This is a genomic window from Halomonas sp. A020, assembly GCF_027943625.1.
Classification (GTDB): domain Bacteria; phylum Pseudomonadota; class Gammaproteobacteria; order Pseudomonadales; family Halomonadaceae; genus Vreelandella; species Vreelandella piezotolerans.
Genome location: NZ_AP022850.1, coordinates 59745 through 78342, shown reverse-complemented (window position 1 = coordinate 78342; position 18598 = coordinate 59745). Strand labels below are relative to the sequence as shown.

Sequence of the window (18598 nt, the reverse complement as noted above, 5' to 3'; positions counted from 1 at the left end):
TGTGGCTTTACTCCTTTTTGCCCTTAACAGCGAAAAAGAGCGGTGCGTAAAGTGATTCGGTCAGTGTGGCAAAAGTATGTCCGTTGGCCTGCTCGAAAAACAGCCGCTCGAATCGGGGCCATTGGTGGCCTAGATAGGCGCTTTGCGCTACTTCCCCGGTCACTTTGTAGCCGCCTTCATAGGCGGCTTCGGCGGCGGCGTAGGCGTCGCTCTCTCGTCCTTTCTCTTGTGCCATGTCCGGCGTGCCTTGCTTGGCCAGCCAGGCAAAACCGGCCTGTGGGGATAGCGGCAGCGGGGTTTCTAGGCCCGATTGCCACGCGGCGAGCTGGGTTTCTAGGTGCTGGCGTGCGGTCTCGGCATCCATCGGCTCCAGCGTGACGTGTCCGGCTTTGGAAAGTAGCCGGGTGGTCATCGGGCCGTTGAGGTTGCCTGCCAAGTGGGCGACCCAGGGGCGCAGCAGGTGGCTCCAGCGGTATTGGCCGCGCCCGCTGCCCTGGCTAATCAGGCTGCTGCTGAGCAGCAGCAGGCGGCAGCGCTGGCCTTCCTCATCCTGGCGCAGCTCGCCCAAAGGCTCTTCCAGCGTTAGGCCGTGGGCCTCGAAGTGGATCAGGCTGTCGGGCAGGAGATGCGGCCATGCGTCTAGCGCCTCTTCGTAGGCGTTGAACAATTCCTCCATGGGGTCGGCAAGGGCATCGCGCATGCGTTCGCCGAACGCGCCCATGGCCAGTACGCCTTGGCCTTGAAAGCGCTCTAGCGCCTCGTGCAATGCCTCGATACGCGGCTGGCCGTGATCCACCGCCTGGCGCTGGGCGGCAATCAGTTGGTCTTGGAGCTGCCAATTTTGCAGGCCATCCAGGGCGAAGGGCTCGGCGTCCAGCTCGGCAATCGCCTCCTGCTCGAAATAGACGCCCAGGCGGGTATTAAAGAAGCTGCGCACCGGCTCGCGCAGAAAGCCGCCCAGTTGCCCAAGGGAAAGCGTGGTGGGGGCGTTTTCTGGCGGCGGCAGCGTGCGGCTCGCGGCGGTGGGCGTGCGCGGGGAGTGTACTTCCCGCCATTCGTGGGCATAGGTGAACAGTCGGCTTGTGGAGGGGGTGAAGTAGGCGCGACTGAACGGCTGCAGCGGGTGCTCGGTGGTGAGGCTTTCCAACAGCGGCGCGCCGTTTTCCGTTTGCCAGCCAGCTTCCAAATGGTCGCGCAGTTGGCCCACCAGCACCGAGGGTGCAAGCGGCGTGTTGTCGATCTGGCTGCGGCCAACCCAACTCACGTAGAGCTGGTCGCGGGCGGAGAGCAGCGCTTCGAGAAACAGGTAGCGGTCGTCTTCCCGGCGGGAGCGGTCGCCGGGGCGGTAGTCGCTGCCCATCAGGTCGAAATCCAGCGGCGGCTGGGAGCGGGGGTAATCGCCGTCGTTCATGCCCAGCAGGCACACGCGCTTGAAGGGAATGGCGCGCATGGGCATCAGCGTGGCGAAGTTGACCGCCCCGGCCAAAAAGCGCTTGGAAAGGCTGTGCTCATCGATCTGCGCTAGCCAGTGCTCCCGCACCATGGAGAGCGGCAGCGGGTCGTCGAGTTCGGCTTCCTGGCTGCTTTCCAGCAACTGCTGTAAGCCGTTTTCCAGCTTGGTGAGCATGATGCTCTCTTGGGCATCATCGGTCAGGAAGAAGGTTTCAAGCAGCGCCCGCAGCCGCGCGACCCAGGTGGCCGCATCGGTGGGCTGGCAGAAGGTTTCCCAGGTGGCGTCGAGCTTCTCCAGCAGCGTGGCCAGCGGCCCCGCCAAACTCGCTTCCAGCCCGCCAATATCATCGAAAGGCTCGATGCCTTGCCAGGCGTGGCCGTCGCCCACGGTATACCCCAGCAGCAGGCGGCGCAGGCCGAAGGCCCAGGTGTTCTGGCTCAGCCCGCCGGGCAGCTCCAGCCGTTGGCGCTGCTGGGCGTTCAGCCCCCAGCGGATGCCCGCGCCTTCCATCCAGCGCTCCAGTACCGGCATGTCGCGCTCTTCTAGCCCGAAGCGCTGGCGCAGGGCGGGCACTTCCAGCAGGTCGAGCACATCGCTGACCGTCAGGCGCAGCTCTGGCAGCCGCAGCAGTTTTTCCAGCGCGATCATTAGCGGCAGGCGGTGGCGGCTGGCTTGGTCGGAGAGCGTGTAGGGGATATGCCGCGGGTCGTCGGTGGGCAGCTGGCCAAATACTGCTTCAATGTGCGGCGCGTAGCGGTCGATATCCGGCACCATGACGATGATGTCGCGCGGGCGCAGGGCGGGGTCGGCGCTGAAGGCGGCCAGCAGCTGGTCGTGGAGAATCTCCACTTCCCGCTGGGGGCCGTGGGCGATATGGAACACGATGGAGTCGTCGTGCTCGGGCAGTGCGGGCCAGTGGCCTTGGGTTTCTGCCACCGGGCGTAGCTCGCGGATATCGTCTTGCAGTTGGCTGAGCAGGCAGTGGCGCTCCTCGCCGCTGAACGGCTCGAACATATCGATGCGCAGCGCCTGCTGCTCGAAAAGCGTTTGATAGTTGCCCGCGTCGTCGTGCTCATCGAGTAGGCGGAGGTAGTCGCGGCCCTGCTTGCCCCAGGCGGCCAGCAGCGGCTGGGCGTGCAGGTGCAGGGCATCATCGGCATCGCCGGTGCCCAGTACGTCCAGCGTGTCGGGCATGCCGGTTTTGCGCCGCTGACGATAGCGCTGGGCGCGCAGCAGGTCTTTGTGCTCGATGATGTCCGCCCAGTAGAACTGGCAGGGGTTGTGCACGCACAGCACGATCTGGCAGCAGCGGGAGAGCGCTGCCAGGGCTTCCAGGGTTTGTTGGGGCAGCGACGAGATACCGAAAATGATCAGCCGACGGGGCAGCCCCGGCGGGCAGGCTTGGCCCTCTAACTTTTCGGTGGCTTTCAAGAAGCGCTGATGAACCTGGGCGCGGCTACTGTTCAGCCCGGCCTCGCCTTGGGTGGCGGCCACATCGTCACGCAGGATACGCCACAGCGAAGGCTGCCAGCGCTGATGCTCTTCCAATGTGCGGTGCTCGCCTTTGGCAGTAATCAGCACATCGTGGCCGTTGGCCCAGGCGTCCAACCAATCGGCGCGGTACACCTGGTACTGGTCGAACAGGTCCGCCAGCCGCTCGGCCAACTGGTAATGCTTGCGCTGGTCGCGGTCGGTTTCTAGAAACTGCGCCAGCGGCTCGAACACTGGTTGCCCGGCCAACGTAGGCAGCAGGCGCAGCAGCCGCCAGACCAAGCGCGACTTGTCGAACGGCGAGGTTTCCGGCACGGCATCGGCGTGTTGGGAAACGTGGGTAAGCACCGTGCGGTAGGCCTGCCATAAAAACCGCGCGGGCAGCATGACGTCCAGCGCCGCCGCAATGCCCGCGCCGCCGTTCTTAGGGTCTTCCGCTAACGCCAGCTTTAGCCACTGCCCAATACCATTGCTCTGCACCAGAATGGTTTCGTTCTCTAGCGGCCCCAGCGGGTGCAGCCGCATCCACTCCACTGCCAGCCCGCGTAAATCCTCCAGGCGATTGGCGTGCACCACCATAAACCCGGGCGTCAGCGAGGTGGGGGAGAACAAGGCATTGGCATGCATACGGCGGCGTTCCTTCACGGCAATCGGCGTTACGGGGTGCGGTGACGCTATGGTGCCATAAGTTGGGAGTACTCGCGTCTATCTGGAGTAGGAACTTTTATGCACGCTGGGTTATCATAAATGATAGCTTTTGGTTGTTAGATTCAGAAGAAAAAGCGTTAACGTTAGCGCGGACAAGACAGCGCGAGGTGCAGTCATGATGAACTTAAAGGCACTAAAAGAGCAGGCGTTACAAAACTCTGAAGTGAAGACGGAGTATGAACGTTTGGCACCGGAGTTTGTGTTGGCCTCCACACTGATTTCTATGCGCCAGCGTGCCGGTTTGACCCAAGAAGAGCTTGCCAAACGCTTGGATACACAAAAAAGTAACATTAGCCGCTTGGAGCGGGGAAGCAGTAACCCCGGCTGGAAAACACTACAGCGCTATGCACACGCCTGCGGTTTTGAGCTGACGGTACATGTTGAACGACAAAAACAGCCAACCCATTAAGCAGTCAGCGCGTTGCAATATTGGAACTCTTCTTGCGTCATCGGCTTACCGCCGCCAAGCTGTGGCCTTTGCCATGCCATTGAGAGGAGTCCGTGATGACCGAGCCGACCAATCATAGTACCCGCTGCCACTCTGCCCCGGTGGTGGATGGCCCCGGTAAAGCGGCTAGCCGCGCCATGCTGCGCGCCGTGGGCTTCAACGATGACGATTTTCAAAAGCCCCAAGTAGGTATCGCGTCCACCTGGAGCATGGTGACGCCGTGCAATAGCCACATTGGTGAGTTGGCGGAGCTTGCCCGCGATGGCGCCGATGCCGCAGGCGGCAAAGGCGTGGTGTTCAATACCATCACCATTTCTGATGGCATTGCCAACGGCACCGAAGGCATGAAGTACTCGCTGGTCTCGCGGGAAGTGATTGCCGATTCCATCGAAACCGTGGCGGGCTGCGAAGGGTTCGATGGCCTGGTGGCGATTGGCGGCTGCGATAAGAACATGCCGGGCTGCGTGATGGGGCTGGCACGGCTCGACCGCCCCAGCGTGTTCGTTTATGGCGGCACCATCATGCCCGGCAAGGGCCACACCGATATCGTCTCGGTGTTCGAGGCGATGGGCGCCCATTCCCGTGGCGACATCGACCTGATCGAGCTGAAAAACATCGAAGAGACGGCGATTCCCGGCCCTGGCTCCTGTGGGGGCATGTACACCGCCAACACCATGGCCTCGGCCATCGAGGCGCTGGGCATGAGCCTGCCGGGCAGCTCGGCGCAGAACGCGATTTCCCAAGAGAAGCGCGACGACTGCAAAGCTGCAGGCGAAGCCGTATTGGCGCTGCTGGCTCAAGACATCAAGCCTTCCGATATCATGACCCGCGAAGCGTTCGAGAACGCCGTGACCGTGGTGATTGCCCTGGGTGGTTCTACTAACGCCGTGCTGCACCTGATAGGCATGGCACGCACCGTCGGCGTCGAGCTGACCCTGGCAGACTTCACCGAGATCGGTAAGCGCGTGCCGGTACTGGCCGACCTGCGCCCCAGCGGCCACTACATGATGAGCGAGCTGGTGGCGATCGGCGGTATCCAGCCGCTGATGAAAATCCTGTTGGACGCTGGGTTGCTCAACGGCAACTGCTTGACCGTGACCGGTAAAACGCTGGCGGAAAACCTCGCCAACGTCGAGCCCTACCCGATGGATCAGCAGATCATCGCGCCGCTGGGTAACCCGATCAAAGCCGAAAGCCACCTGCGTATTCTGTTCGGTAATCTAGCGCCGGAAGGGGCGGTGGCGAAAATCACCGGCAAAGAGGGCACGCGCTTTAGCGGCTCGGCGCGGGTGTTTGGCTCGGAAGAGGAAGCCCAGGCGCGTATCAACGATGGCACCGTGGTGGCGGGCGACGTGGTGGTGATCCGCTACGAAGGCCCGAAGGGCGGCCCCGGCATGCGCGAAATGCTCACGCCCACCTCGGCCATCATGGGGCGTGGCTTGGGTAACGACGTCGCGCTGATCACCGATGGCCGCTTCTCGGGCGGCAGCCACGGGTTCGTGGTGGGGCATGTCTCGCCGGAAGCGTTCGACGGCGGCCCGCTGGCGCTGGTCGAAGATGGCGACCCCATTACCATCGATGCCGAAGCCGATACCATCGACGTGCACATCAGCGATGACGAGATGATGCGCCGCCGCGCGGCCTGGCAGCAGCCTACGCCTCGCTATACCCGCGGCGTGCTGGCCAAGTACGCGCGGCTGGTCAGTTCGGCAAGCACGGGGGCCGTCACCGACCAAGAGTAACCTGTCCGGTTAGGCTGTCACTAAGTCGTCAAGCGCAAGGCGTACCCTCAACGCTTTGCGCTTTTTAATGAGTAAACGGTGGGCATGATGGCGGTAGAAAATAAGATTCGAGGACGCGCTAGCGAGGTTTTTTGGGCATTTTTAGCGCTGGGGCTGACGTCGTTTGGCGGGCCGGTGGCGCACCTGGGCTATTTTCGCACGGCCTTCGTCGAACGCCGCCAATGGCTCAGCGAGCAGGCGTACGCCGATTTGGTCGCGCTGTGCCAGTTTTTACCGGGTCCCGCCAGCAGCCAGGTGGGCTTTGCCTTAGGGTTGATGCGTGCTGGCCCCTGGGGAGCCGCGATGGCGTGGCTGGCGTTTACACTGCCCTCGGCCATCGTGTTGGTGCTGTTTGCATTGGGTGCCGCCGTGCTGAAGGGCCCGGTGGCCAGCGGCATCATTCAAGGCTTGAAAATCGTCGCGGTGGCCATCGTGGCTCACGCGGTGTGGGGCATGGCGCGCAACCTCTGCCCGGATAAAACTCGCACGGGCATTGCCTTGGCGGCGGTGTTTGCGGTGGTAGTGGTCACCGGGCCGCTGGGTCAGGTGGCGGCGATCGTGTTGGGCAGCGCGGCGGGCTTGCTGCTGTGCCGCGACAGCACGGCATCGGCGTCCAGCGAATCGCTGCACTTCCCGGTGTCGCGCCGAGCGGGCACGTTAGCGTTGGCGCTGTTCGCCATTCTGTTGGTGCTCTTACCGCTGTTAGCTGGAAGCGCCGGTTGGTTGAACGTGGTCGATGCCTTCTACCGCTCTGGGGCGCTGGTATTTGGCGGCGGCCACGTGGTGCTGCCGCTGCTGGAAGCGGAAGTGGTGCAATCGGGTTGGGTCACGGCGGATGCGTTTTTGGCGGGTTACGGCGCGGCACAAGCGGTGCCGGGGCCGCTGTTTACGTTTGCGGCGTATTTGGGAGCGCTGCTGCCGGGCATCCCTAGTTTGGTGGGTGCGCTGTTAGCTCTGCTGGCGATTTTTGTGCCGGGGTTTTTGCTGCTGGTCGGCGTGCTGCCCTTTTGGAATCAGTTCCGCCAGTGGAAAAGCGCTCAAGCGCTGATGCGCGGTGCCAACGCTGCGGTGGTGGGGATTTTAGGCGCGGCGCTCTATCAGCCGGTGTGGACCAGTGCCATCGTGGGGCCTTACGCGTTCGTGCTGGCATTGACGGGCTTTCTGCTGCTCTCCGTGTGGAAGCTGCCTGCTTGGCTCGTCGTCATTCTGGTGGCGCTGGGCGGCGTGATGATTCCGCCCCTGTAATCGGGGCGGGAAGATACTCAAAGAGGGTATCGAGCGGGAGGTGGCGTGGCTACTATGGCGCCTCCGGCTCTAACGTGCGACGCAGGACATTCAGTTCGTCGATGTCCAGATGCTCGAGCCTTCCGGCGAGCAGGTCGCTGATCTTTTGAACGGGTAAGCCAGCCCGGCGGGCGATTTCACGGCTCCCCAGATCTGATACGGCGATCAGGCGGGTAATGATGCGCATAAGGCGCGTACGTTTTTCAAGTTCCCTGACATCGAGGTCAGGGCTGCTTCGCGGAGGATCCATCGCTTCTGCGTGAGCAGTCGAGTATGCCGTACTCATGTGACTCCATCAGTCTGAAATGACAAACACACAATGCCGCCAACTCACGCGGTTTTCAATGCCTAATTCGAGGAAAATTTCACACGCCTCACCACGCCCGCAAACGCCCGTGGCTCTGGTAAACTATGCGCCTTCCTAATTCTGAGTGAGCCGCGCTTTGCACGGCTTATGGACTGCTTTCTAGCTTATGTTAGGCCGTTGGCCGAGGAGTTTTGCATGTCGAACAGCGCACCCAAAGTGGGCGTGATCATGGGGTCGAAGTCCGATTGGCCGGTCATGGAGCACGCGGTGGCGATGTTGGAGCGGCTGGGCGTTCCCTACGAGACTCGCGTGGTGTCGGCGCATCGCACGCCTGACTTGCTGTTCGATTATGCCAAAAGCGCTGCCGAGCGCGGCTTGCAAGTCATCGTGGCCGGTGCCGGTGGAGCGGCTCATTTGCCTGGCATGGTGGCATCACAAACGGCGCTGCCGGTACTCGGCGTGCCGGTGGAGTCCAAAGCGCTGAAAGGCCTGGACTCACTGCTCTCGATTGCGCAAATGCCGGGCGGTATTGCCGTGGGGACGCTGGCCATCGGCAAAGCGGGGGCCACCAATGCTGGCCTGCTGGCGGCTCAAATCGTTGGCCTGCACGACAGCGCCGTGCGCGACGCCGTAGATGCCTTCCGTGCCGAACAGACGCAGATGGTGCTTGACAACCCCGATCCGCGTCCCGAAGCGGACCAAGCCCAATAGGTAGCCCTCATGAGCGGACAGAGTGCAAACCGTATGATTGCAAAAAACATTGGTGTTCTTGGGGCGGGTCAGCTCGGCCGTATGCTGGCGCTGGCAGGCTATCCGCTGGGCAATACCTTCACGTTTTTGGATACCACCGGTAACCCCAGCGCGGGCATCGGTGAGGTGATCGTCGACCCTGATAACCAGCACTTGGCGGCGTTCCTCGAGAAGGTCGACGTGGTCACCTACGAGTTCGAGCACCTGCCCGTGGCGCTGGTCCAGCAGATCGAGCAGCACAAGCCGGTGTATCCCGGCAGTCGCGCCATTGCGGTGTGCCAGAACCGAGTAGAAGAGAAGGCGCTGTTCGACCGCTTAGGTATTCCCACGCCCGCCTACCGCGTGGTGGAAAGTGCTGAGCAGCTCGCCGCCGCCGCCGCCGAGCTGGGCTGCCCGGTGGTAGCCAAGTCGGTCACCGAAGGCTACGACGGCAAAGGGCAAGCGGTGCTGAAAGCGCCAGAGCAGGCCCAAGAGGCGTGGGAGGCCATTGGCCATTCACAGCTCATCGTCGAGGCGTTCGTCGATTTCGTTCGCGAAGTTTCGATGATTGCCGTGCGCGGCCGCGATGGGGAGGTGGTGTTCTACCCCATGGCCGAAAACCAACACGTGGGCGGCATTCTGCGCTACTCCGTGGCGCCGCTACCGGATTTGGACGCCAGCGTTCAGCAGACGGCCGACAGCTATATTCGTGCGCTGCTTGACGAGCTGGATTACGTTGGCGTGTTGGCGCTGGAGCTGTTCCAAACCCGCGACGGCAGCCTGTTGGCCAACGAAATGGCCCCGCGAGTGCATAATTCTGGCCACTGGACGATGGATGGCGCCGTCACCAGCCAGTTCGAGAACCATCTGCGGGCAGTGCAAGGTTTGCCATTAGGCGCAACGAACGCCACTGCGCCCACTTGCATGGTGAACGTCATCGGCTTGGAAGGCGACAATGCTGCGCTGCTGGCCATGGCCGACACGCATCTACACCGCTATGACAAGGAAGAGCGCCCTGGGCGTAAGCTGGCGCATGTCAACGTCGTGGCCGCCACCCACGCCGAGCTGTTAGAGAAAGTGCGTGCTTGCCAAGCATTGATTCCCGATGCGCCTCCCGTGGCGTGGAGTTTCGAATCCATGCTATAGGGATTCCTACAGGTCGACCCCTCGCCTTTTACTACTTCACCTCCATCGTTGGATGCCCCAGCGATGGAGGTGAATTTTTGTGACAAGGACTCCTCAAACGACGCCACCATGATACAAGGACCATGTCGTTTGGATGTCGCCACCGTTCACCCACGAATGCGTGAAAGGCATTACCTATGTGAAAGGTCGCTCTCCGTATCACTGAACGTATGGTGTCTTGCCCATGATAACGTCTTCAGGCTTGCCCAGTGATTTTCCTCAACCATGCTCGGTAGACACCATGCGTTTACGCAGCGAAAAAGTGCGCCTTCTTTACGCCAACATCTGGCAGCCTGTGTCAGCAGGCATTTTAGGTGCTCTCGTATTAGCGGCCGTCATGCGAAACGTAATGGATACGGCACATGTAGTGATGTGGTTTATCGTCCTTTTGGCCGTGTCTGCCTGGCGGTTGTGTGACGCCCGTCGTTTTTTGCAGTCGTCGCTGGAAGAGCAGGCAAAGGCCCAGTGGCTGTGGCGATTCGCTCTGGGAGCGCTGGTGGCGGGGTGCACATGGGGCGGCGGTGGCGTCTTGATGTTTCAGGGTGAGCAAACGGATTATGTGGCTTTTCTCGTGATTGTGCTGTCAGGCGTGGCAGCGGGTAGCGTTACGATGCTTTCGGCCGTGTGGTGGGTGGCCGTATGCTTCATCATCCCGATTAGCTTGCCCTTGCAAGTGCTGCTACTGCTCTCGCCAGCGCCGACCCAGCAGGCTATCGGTGGGTTGATTATTGTGTTTGTCGGTTTGTTGATTCTTACCAGCCGACGCCTGGGACAAGTCATTCACGATAATATTTCGCTACGCATGAGCATGGCCGATCGAGAAGCAAAATTGCTTGAGAGCGAAAATCGCTACCGCTCCATCTTTCAAAACTCACCGCTGGGCGTGCTTCACTTCGATGAAGACGGCAAGGTGACGGACTGTAATAGCAAGCTGCCGGTGATCCTGGGCGTTGATCGTCGTTGCATCGTGGGCCATGACTTGCTTGTGCCTTCCGCAGACCCCTGGGTGGCCGACAGCGTCAGGGATGCGATTGAAAAAGGGACGGGTTACTACGAAGGCACGTACCACCTCCCCAACACCCAAAAAAAGACGCCACTGCGTGCTTTTTTTAACGGTGTGCACGGCATGGACAATCGCATTATCGGTGGGGTGGCCATTATCGAGGACTTCACCGAGCGTAAACGCAGTGAAGAGATCATTTATCGCCAAGCCTATTACGATGCGCTCACGGATTTGCCCAATCGGCGCTTGTTCATCGAACGGCTGGAATCGCTCGATACCCACATGATCGACCAAAAGCGCAGCGGGTTGGTTCTGTTTCTAGACATGGACCGCTTCAAGTTGATCAACGACACCCTGGGGCATGCGGCTGGGGATGCGCTGTTGGTGCAGGTCGCGCGGCGCTTGGAGTCTTGCCTGCGCGACGGTGATATGGCCGCACGGCTAAGTGGCGATGAATTTGTTTTGCTGGCCCTGTTTGACGAAGAGAACGCGAGCCAAACGGACGCTCTTGCCGAGCAGTACATGGCCCGCGTTCAGCAGGCGCTGTCAGGGAAATACTGGTTGGAAAACCGCTTGGTCGATGTTACCCCGAGTATGGGGTACACCTGCTTTGATACGGCGGCCTATAACCATGTCGACGTGCTCAAACAGGCCGATATCGCCATGTATCAGGCCAAATCCGAAGGCCGCGCGCGGCTGCGTCGCTATCAGCCGTGGATGAGTGATGAGGTCAACAGGCGTGTTAGCGAACAATCTTCCCATGTGGCCCCGCGCCGCTAGATCTCTAGGCGTAAAGCGATCCAGGCAGTCATGATGGCCTGATCTCACCGCCATCTTTTCGTATGGCAAGCCGCTTAATAACGCGGCTTTTTTATTGTCGGCGGCTACTCCTTAATAGCGCGTAAACGTGCTAAAACAGGTGTATTAAAAACAACCTAACCAATAAGATTGGCGTCAAGCCGACTAAAAACAGGGAGTTTGTATGTCGCCCCCCACCCCCCTTGCCGCCACGGCAACGGCCTCTGGGCTGCGCAGTGGTTATCAGCGTGATCACCACATTACGTTGCAGCGTTTGCGCGGTGAAAAAGTGCGCTTGCTTTACGACAACTTATGGCAACCGGTGTTGAGCAGTGTACTGGCAGGTGGGCTGCTGGTGGCGGCCATGTGGCCCGTAGTGGACACCCCACTGCTGTTGGGGTGGTTTGTGTCACTGGCATTGATTTCTACCGTAAGGTTACTGCTGGCGCAGCGGTTCAAACGGTTGCCCGCTCTCCAGCAACAGCGTCGACGGTGGTTGCATTGGTTTGCCATGGGGGCCATTGCGTCAGGCTGTGTTTGGGGAGCTTCCGGCGTGCTGCTGTTCAGCCATGACCATCCTGGCCAAATCGCCGCGCTATCGATCGTGCTGGCTGGCATTGCGGCAGGCGGTGTGACGACGCTCTCGTCGGTATGGTGGATTGCCATTGGCTTCGTGCTTCCCATTCTATTGCCGCTTAAGCTGCAGTTTCTGCTGCAAGGCTCGCCACTATCGATTTTGATTGGCTTGATGTTAGTGCTGTTTTTAGGGTTGATCATGGCGACCAGCCGACGCTTTAGCCGGACCATCCATGACAATATCGCTCTGCGGGTGAGCATGGGGGCCCGCGAAGCACAGCTCAAGGAGAGCGAAAATCGCTATCGCTCCATTTTTCAGCACTCGCCGCTAGGCGTTCTGCACTTTGATGAGCAGGGCCAGATCACCGACTGCAATAGCAAGCTGCTGGACATACTGGGCGTGGAGCGCTCGAATCTGCTCGGCTATCGTATGCTGGATCGCTCTGCCGACCGTGACGTGGCGCAAGCGGTGAAGGATGCGCTGGAAAAAGGCACCGGCTATTACGAAGGCACGTATCGACTGCCCAAAGCCACTGAGGGAACGCCGCTGAGGGCGTTTTTCAATGGGGTTCACAGTGCCAGCGATCAAATGATAGGTGGTGTGGCGATCATCGAAGACTTCACCGAACGGAAGCGCAGCGAGGCGATCATCTATCGCCAAGCCTACTACGACGCGCTGACCGATTTGCCCAATCGACGGCTGTTCATCGAGCGTCTGGAGGCGCTATGCCGAGAGCCAGAGAGCGGCCAACGCGGAGGCTTGGTGATGTTCCTGGACATGGACCGCTTCAAGTTGATTAACGATACGCTTGGCCACGCAGCGGGCGATGATTTGCTCGTACAGGTCGCGCGCCGTTTGGAGTCCTGCCTACACGACCAGGATATGGCTGCCCGTCTGAGCGGCGATGAGTTTGTGCTGTTGGCACTGTTCGATGTGTCGGAGAGCGAGGCACTCGACCTTGCCGCTGCCCGCTATATGGCGACCGTACAGCAGGCGTTGGCCGGTCAGTACCGCCTAGAGAGCCGCTGGGTCGAGGTCACCCCGAGCATGGGCTATACCTGTTTCAATGCCGCTGACTGTGACCACGCAGATGTGCTCAAGCAGGCGGATACCGCGATGTATCAAGCCAAGACCGAGGGCCGAGCGCGGCTTCGCCGCTACCAGCCCTGGATGCGTGATGACGTGAACAAGCGCGTCGCCGAGCAGGCATCTACCCCGCCAATTGACCGCTAAGCAGAAGCCACAGGGCAATGAGGGCGAAGTGCCCTGGGTACCACGCCAGCCATAAACGTCGGGGCATGGCCAGCGCCACCGGCGGCACTCGCTGGGCTGCGCCTGCGGCGAGCATTAGGACCAGCACGCACGTGGCGACGGTGAACGATTTAGCCATGTCGGAGGCGTTCATCTGCCCGGCAATCCACAATACGGGAAATGCCGCGAGCCCCGCCCATAGGCGTGATTTCAGCGCATCCCCTGTGTCACTGAGCGCCTGCATCGCAAACATGAACAGCGGAATCAGCAGCAGGCCGTTGTGGCCATACTCCACCCAAAATCCCAATAGATACCACACCGTAACGCCGACGGCAGCGCCTAACATGAGCCAACCAAAGCCTAACGTTTGCCGTTGATAGTGCTGCCAGCCTTGCCGTACCAGCGCTCCTAGTGCCAACCCGCTGGCCAACGTAAAACAGACGTTCAAAATGAACGCATCGGACGCGCGGGGCATCATCATGTAGGGAATTTGCGCAACGAGCCCAATGATCAGAATGCGTCGCGAATAGCGAAGTGGGTTGCGGGTATTGAACAGGCCGTGCCACGCCACCATGGCGGCAAAGAGGGGGAACGCAATGCGCCCAATCGAGGAGCCCGCCCAGCTCAAATCCCAATCACCCGGAAGCACGTAGCGGGTGAGGTGATCCACGGTCATGGTGAACAGCGCTAGCCACTGTCCCCAAGCGGTCCAGTGGGAGGAGGGACGAAGCGCGCTTGTCGTCTCCTCATGGGGCGTTGCGGGACCCGCCATCGTTTCAGCCATGCTACCTCCTTGTATGTGGTGGGGTGTTAGTAAAGACCCGGTTTGGCTGAGCAAGTTCGCCGGAGGGCGTGACACTTAGCTGGCGCTAAAAATGGGTTTGCCCAGTGCCCAGACTTGGTCGATGGCCCAGTGATTTTCGCGTAGTACGATGAAATCTGCGTCCGAACCCGTCTGTAAGTGGCCTTTGCGGGGCAGTTTGAGCGTATCGGCGGCGGTGGTCGACGCGCAGCGTAGCGCGTGCTCCATGTTGATCTGATGCTCATTGACGCACTCGCCCAGCACCTCGAATAGACTGCTGAGTTTACCGGGTTTCAAGCCAATAAACCGGTGTTGATCATCGAATTCCGGCAACGAGGCGTTGGCATCGGAGGAGAGACTGAGTTGGCCGGGCTCGATTCGCGCTTTCAGCGCCCGAGCCACTGCCTCGGAGGCAGGCACTTCACCACCGGCCAGCAGCTCGGGTGTGGTGCTGGTGGTGAAGTCGATGCGCCCGCCTTCACGGGCAAAGCGCAGGCCATCTTCGAACAGCGCGGCAGTGCGGTTTATGTGAGTGGGGTAGAACTGCGTCAGCGGGATGGCGCTTTTTTTGGCCACTTGGCGCAGCGGCTCCAAGTGGGTGTCGGCGTCGCCGGTGTGAATGAAGACGATGCCTGATTTCCCTGCGAGCAGCCCGGCGGTGCGGGCGTCGGAAGCAAGCCGCGTTAACTCTTGGGTAGTGGGTTGGGAGCCGCGATGGTCACTAATCGCGACTTCACCCACGCCGATGAACTCAGGAATGTAGAGAATATCGCTGGCTACCGAACCGGTCAGCGTAACGGGGGGAAGTTGGTAAGAGCCAGTGTAGGCGTAGGTGCTCAGCCCGCCAGCGGCCAGCTCCCGCGCTTTGCCAATCAGGTTGGCTGGGGTGCGGGTAAGCGCATCGGTGCCTAGCGCGCCCACCAGCGTGGTCACCCCGGAGGCACAGGCGTCTTCCAGGCTGAGTTCGGCGGTGCGGTTGCCAAAGCCGCCTTCACCGCCACCGCCGATGTAGTGCACCAGCGGGTCGACTAACCCTGGGATTACGCGGCGCCCTTCCAGGTCCACCGTACGAATCAGCGTGCCTAATTGATACGTTTCATCGGCATTCAGCACGGCGGCAACGCGTTGGTCGGCGATCAGCAGGTGGCACAGCCCAAGCGGTTCGGGGGCAAAGAGTTGGGCATTCTTTACAAGTGTCAGCATGGAGTTCCCTGGAGAGTCATCAGAAACGATAAGCGCCGACCAGAGGCCGGCGCTCGTAGTGGTAGCGTCACGCTATTCGAACAGCGCGCTTATAAACGTACATCGTAGTTGAAGTAGCGGTTCATGATCTCATCATACGTGCCGTTCTCCTTGAGCGCGTGCAGAGCCTCGTTGAAGCGTTCGGCCAGGGCTTCATCGCGGGGGCGAAACGCCATCCCCACACCTTGGCCAAAAATCTCCTCGGGCTGCTTGATGAAGTCGCTGATGCGCTGGAAATCGCTCTCTGGCGTGTCGATATCGATGGTGGCTTCGGCGATGGGGTAGTCCATGAAGGTGAGGTCCAGGCGGCCCGCCATCAGGTCGGTGACCACATCGTCCGCACCGGTATAGCGACGGATCTCCAAGACATCGCCGTAAAGCTGAGTGACGTAGTTGTCCTGCAACGTCGCTCGCTGCACGCCAACGGTCAAGCCTTCCAGGCTGGCACGATCTTCGATATCGATCTCTTTATCACGGGTGGTGATCCAGGCGCTGGGCGTGGTGTAGTACGCCTCGGAGAACAGCACCCGCTGGGCGCGCTCGTCGGTGATCGCCATGGAGGACATGATGGCGTCGTAGTTACGCGCCAGCAGTCCCGGAATGATGCCGTCCCAGTCTTGCTCGACCCATGTACAGGTGACCTCCATGTAGGCGCAGGCAGCGTTGCCGAGCTCGATTTCGAAACTGGTGAGCGTGCCGTCGGCCTCGCGGTACATGAAGGGTTCGTAAGGGACATCGACGCCGAGTCGAATCTCGTCATAATCCCGGGCAAAGGCGCCAGTGGATGCCAATGAAAGTGAAACACCAGCCGCAAGAACAGCGGCCACGGACAGCGTTGCATAACGCATAGTCAGTCTCCTGAAGCGATTTTTAGTAGGTAGGTCGATGCTGCTGTATGCCAACCGCCTTAGGGCGGCTATTGCATGGGGTGCGCTAAGCGCAGGAGTGCCGTGCGCCTTACACGCAGGGCAATATGCACGCACAGGGGCGTGCCTTGGCACGGGCGTGCCAAAAGGGGAGGGCTATTCGTCGAACCATTCGCTCAGGTAGAAACGGGCGATGTTGCCACGGGTACCTGGGCGAAGCGCGTGCAGCGCGGGGGATAAGAGGAGGCGTGAGGGCATGTTGGCGTCTCGCTTGCGAACCTCCCCAAGTGGGGAGGCTCGCTCAAGCAGCTAGCGCTTACTCTTCGCCGAAATAACGGGCGTAGATCTCATCGTAGGTGCCGTCTTCTTTGAGCTCCGCCAGAGCTTCGTTGAACTGCTCGGCTAGCGCTTCGTCACGCTGACGGAAGGCGATACCGAAACCGTCGCCGAAGTACTCTTTCGGCTCGCTGATACGCTCACCCACTACGACATACTCGGCTTCATCGCTTTCGAGCAGCGTGGACTGGCCGATCGGGAAGTCGAGGAAGACGATATCCAGACGCTGTGCTTCCATGTCCAGCACCATGTCGTCGGCGGTGGAGTAGCGGCTGATGTCAGCGACGCTACTGAAGTTATCGGTGACGTAGTTATCCTGTAGGGTGCCGCGCTGAACGCCAATGGTTTTGCCTGCCAGGGTCTCTTCGTTGGCTTCGCTGATGTCCAGGCTGCTCGGAGCGAACCAGGCAGACGGCATGGTGATGTAGGGGTCTGAGAACAGTACCTGCTGACGGCGTTCGTCGTTGATGGTCATGGAGGACATGATGGCATCGTAGTTGCGTGACATCAGGCCTGGAATGATACCGTCCCACTCCTGCTCGACCCATTCACAGGTAACACCGATACGCTCGCATAGGGCGTTGCCCAGGTCGATGTCGAAGCCGGTCAGTTCACCTTCAGCGGTGCGGTATTCCATGGGCTCGTAGGGAACGTCGACGCCGATACGGACGCTGTCGTAATCGCGCGCGTGAGCAGAAGATGCTGCAGCGACGGCCAAGCCCAGCAGAGAAACAGTCAGTAGTTTTTTCATTTTTAGACTCCAAAAGAAGCAGGTTCACCCAAGGTGATCCCCCTTAACGTACCCCAGGTTGAGGTTGGCGAAAAGGGGGAGTCTGCATTTGAACCAACGTTTGTTTTACGCTGGCGCTGTTGTCTTTGTTTTGGTTAGGTGGTTTGTGGCTGCAGGTGGGCCAGCAGCTTTTTCTCTAAGAAGCGGAAAAAATACAAGATCGCGAAGGTCAAACAGAGATAGATGGCTGCGACGAATAGGAACGCATCGAAGGGCGCATAAAAGCGCGCATACACGAAGCGTGCCGCACCGGTCAGATCCATCAACGTCACCACACTGGCAATGGCGCTGGCATGCAGCATGAATATGACTTCGTTGCCGTAGGCTGGCAGCGCGCGTCGAAAGGCGCTGGGCAGAATGATCCGCCGCATCATCAAACGTTGCGACATGCCATAGGCCCGTGCGGCCTCTATTTCGCCTTTCGACGTTGCCTTGATGGCACCACGGAAAATTTCGGTGGTATAGGCGGCCGTGTTCAGCGTAAAGGCAATCAGCGCGGGGTAAAACGCTTCGCGCAGCACCGGCCACAGAAAGGTTTCTTGAATGCCGTCGATAAATACGACGCCGTAGTAAATGATGTAGAGCTGGATCAACAGCGGCGTTCCGCGAAACACGTAGGTATACAGATAGACTGGCAGGCTGATCCATTTGTGCCTGGAGCTACGCATGATGGCCAGCGGTACCGCTAGGATGAGCCCGGCCACCAGCGAGAGAAAGACCAATTGTGTGGTGGTCACCAATCCTTCCCAGTAGTAGCCGAGGGTCGTCGGTGTGAAAATCAGGTTGTCCGCTAGTAGGTCGTTGAACCATGCAGAGATATCTAACATGTCAATGCCCCCCAAAGCCGATGTCGTAACGTTTTTGTAGGCGCGCAAAGATCCACTCGGAGACGCTGGCAATGAGCAGGTAGGCCACCGCGACGGGGATCAAAAACACGAAGGGCTCGTGGGTCGCGCGGGAGGCTTCGGCGGCTACTCGGACCATGTCGGTCAGGCCGATTACCGAGACCAGCGCGGTGGTTTTGAGCAGTACCATCCAGTTATTGGAAAGGCCGGGCAGGGCGTGGCGCATCATTTGGGGGAAGCGAATGCGACGAAACACCAAACCACTGCTCATGCCGTAGGCTTTGCCTGCCTCTATCTGGCCGTTATCCACTGCCATGAACGCCCCACGAAAGGTTTCGCCCATGTAGGCACCGAAGATAAAGCCGATGGTCAGTACGCCTGCGGCAAAGGCATTGAAATTGATATAAATGTCGATGTCGTAGTTGTAATACAGCATGTCGCTGATGGCATTGACGCCGATCTGGCCGCCGAAGAACAGCAGCATCATCAGCACTAGGTCCGGCACACCGCGAATCACCGTGGTGTAAACGGTGGCGGTGCGACGTAACAGCCAGTTACGCGACATCTTGGCGCTGGCGGTGAGGAGGCCTAGAACGATCGCTAGCATCAGCGATAGCACGGCCAGTTGAACGGTGACGCCCGCCCCTTCGATCAGGCGGGGGCCGTAACCTTGCAAATCGAGCATGGTGTGCGTGCCTCGCG

At 60.1% G+C, this 18598-nt stretch carries 15 protein-coding genes; 7 read left to right on the top strand and 8 right to left on the bottom strand.

The window, feature by feature from the left end:
- Positions 1–7: 7 nt before the first annotated feature.
- Positions 8–3571: an exodeoxyribonuclease V subunit gamma gene (recC, locus tag FRH_RS00395; protein ID WP_281997515.1), complete on the bottom strand. Its 3564-nt coding sequence runs from the start codon at positions 3569–3571 to the stop codon at positions 8–10.
- Between the two features lie 196 nt (positions 3572–3767).
- On the opposite strand from recC, the gene FRH_RS00390 reads away from it, so the two are divergent.
- From FRH_RS00390 to chrA, 3 genes are all read left to right on the top strand, one after another.
- The gene (locus FRH_RS00390) at positions 3768–4061 is read left to right on the top strand and encodes a helix-turn-helix transcriptional regulator (protein WP_281997514.1); all 294 of its coding nucleotides are present in this window, start codon (positions 3768–3770) and stop codon (positions 4059–4061) included.
- 95 nt (positions 4062–4156) lie between these two features.
- Entirely contained in the window at positions 4157–5842 is a 1686-nt protein-coding gene (ilvD, locus tag FRH_RS00385) for a dihydroxy-acid dehydratase (RefSeq protein WP_281997513.1), read from the top strand.
- Between the two features lie 87 nt (positions 5843–5929).
- On the top strand, positions 5930–7126 hold the full coding sequence (chrA, locus tag FRH_RS00380) for a chromate efflux transporter (protein WP_281998184.1): 1197 nt from the start codon (positions 5930–5932) through the stop codon (positions 7124–7126).
- Positions 7127–7178: 52 nt separating this feature from the next.
- Here the strand turns inward: chrA and FRH_RS00375 are convergent, their stop codons facing one another.
- Positions 7179–7451 carry an XRE family transcriptional regulator gene (locus FRH_RS00375; protein WP_139526744.1) on the bottom strand — a complete coding sequence of 91 codons (273 nt, stop codon included), beginning with the start codon at positions 7449–7451 and terminating at the stop codon, positions 7179–7181.
- A gap of 216 nt (positions 7452–7667) precedes the next feature.
- Here FRH_RS00375 and purE point away from each other — a divergent pair, with 216 nt between their 5' ends.
- The 4 genes from purE to FRH_RS00355 all read left to right on the top strand — a co-directional run bounded on the left by purE (position 7668) and on the right by FRH_RS00355 (position 12997).
- On the top strand, positions 7668–8183 hold the full coding sequence (purE, locus tag FRH_RS00370) for a 5-(carboxyamino)imidazole ribonucleotide mutase (RefSeq protein WP_139526746.1): 516 nt from the start codon (positions 7668–7670) through the stop codon (positions 8181–8183).
- 33 nt (positions 8184–8216) lie between these two features.
- The gene (locus FRH_RS00365) at positions 8217–9347 is read left to right on the top strand and encodes a 5-(carboxyamino)imidazole ribonucleotide synthase (RefSeq protein ID WP_153843779.1); all 1131 of its coding nucleotides are present in this window, start codon (positions 8217–8219) and stop codon (positions 9345–9347) included.
- A 223-nt stretch (positions 9348–9570) separates the two neighbouring features.
- On the top strand, positions 9571–11169 hold the full coding sequence (locus tag FRH_RS00360) for a diguanylate cyclase (protein WP_219861350.1): 1599 nt from the start codon (positions 9571–9573) through the stop codon (positions 11167–11169).
- Between the two features lie 202 nt (positions 11170–11371).
- Positions 11372–12997, top strand: coding sequence for a diguanylate cyclase (locus FRH_RS00355; protein WP_281997512.1), 1626 nt, complete (start codon positions 11372–11374; stop codon positions 12995–12997).
- Here the strand turns inward: FRH_RS00355 and FRH_RS00350 are convergent.
- The 6 genes from FRH_RS00350 to FRH_RS00325 all read right to left on the bottom strand — a co-directional run bounded on the left by FRH_RS00350 (position 12975) and on the right by FRH_RS00325 (position 18581).
- Positions 12975–13799, bottom strand: a complete 825-nt coding sequence (locus tag FRH_RS00350) for a TraX family protein (protein ID WP_281997511.1) — start codon at positions 13797–13799, stop codon at positions 12975–12977. The two genes, FRH_RS00355 and FRH_RS00350, sit on opposite strands and share 23 nt — an antisense overlap.
- A 75-nt stretch (positions 13800–13874) precedes the next feature.
- On the bottom strand, positions 13875–15020 hold the full coding sequence (iadA, locus tag FRH_RS00345; RefSeq protein WP_281997510.1) for a beta-aspartyl-peptidase: 1146 nt from the start codon (positions 15018–15020) through the stop codon (positions 13875–13877).
- Between the two features lie 89 nt (positions 15021–15109).
- A complete protein-coding gene (locus FRH_RS00340) occupies positions 15110–15907 on the bottom strand; it encodes a transporter substrate-binding domain-containing protein (RefSeq protein ID WP_281997509.1) in 798 nt (265 codons plus the stop codon).
- A gap of 334 nt (positions 15908–16241) precedes the next feature.
- Positions 16242–17012: a transporter substrate-binding domain-containing protein gene (locus FRH_RS00335; RefSeq protein WP_281997508.1), complete on the bottom strand. Its 771-nt coding sequence runs from the start codon at positions 17010–17012 to the stop codon at positions 16242–16244.
- A gap of 134 nt (positions 17013–17146) precedes the next feature.
- Positions 17147–17878, bottom strand: coding sequence for an ABC transporter permease (locus tag FRH_RS00330; protein WP_139526762.1), 732 nt, complete (start codon positions 17876–17878; stop codon positions 17147–17149).
- Position 17879: 1 nt separating this feature from the next.
- Complete coding sequence (locus tag FRH_RS00325; RefSeq protein WP_281997507.1) at positions 17880–18581, bottom strand: ABC transporter permease; 702 nt, start codon at positions 18579–18581, stop codon at positions 17880–17882.
- Between the last annotated feature and the right edge of the window lie 17 nt (positions 18582–18598).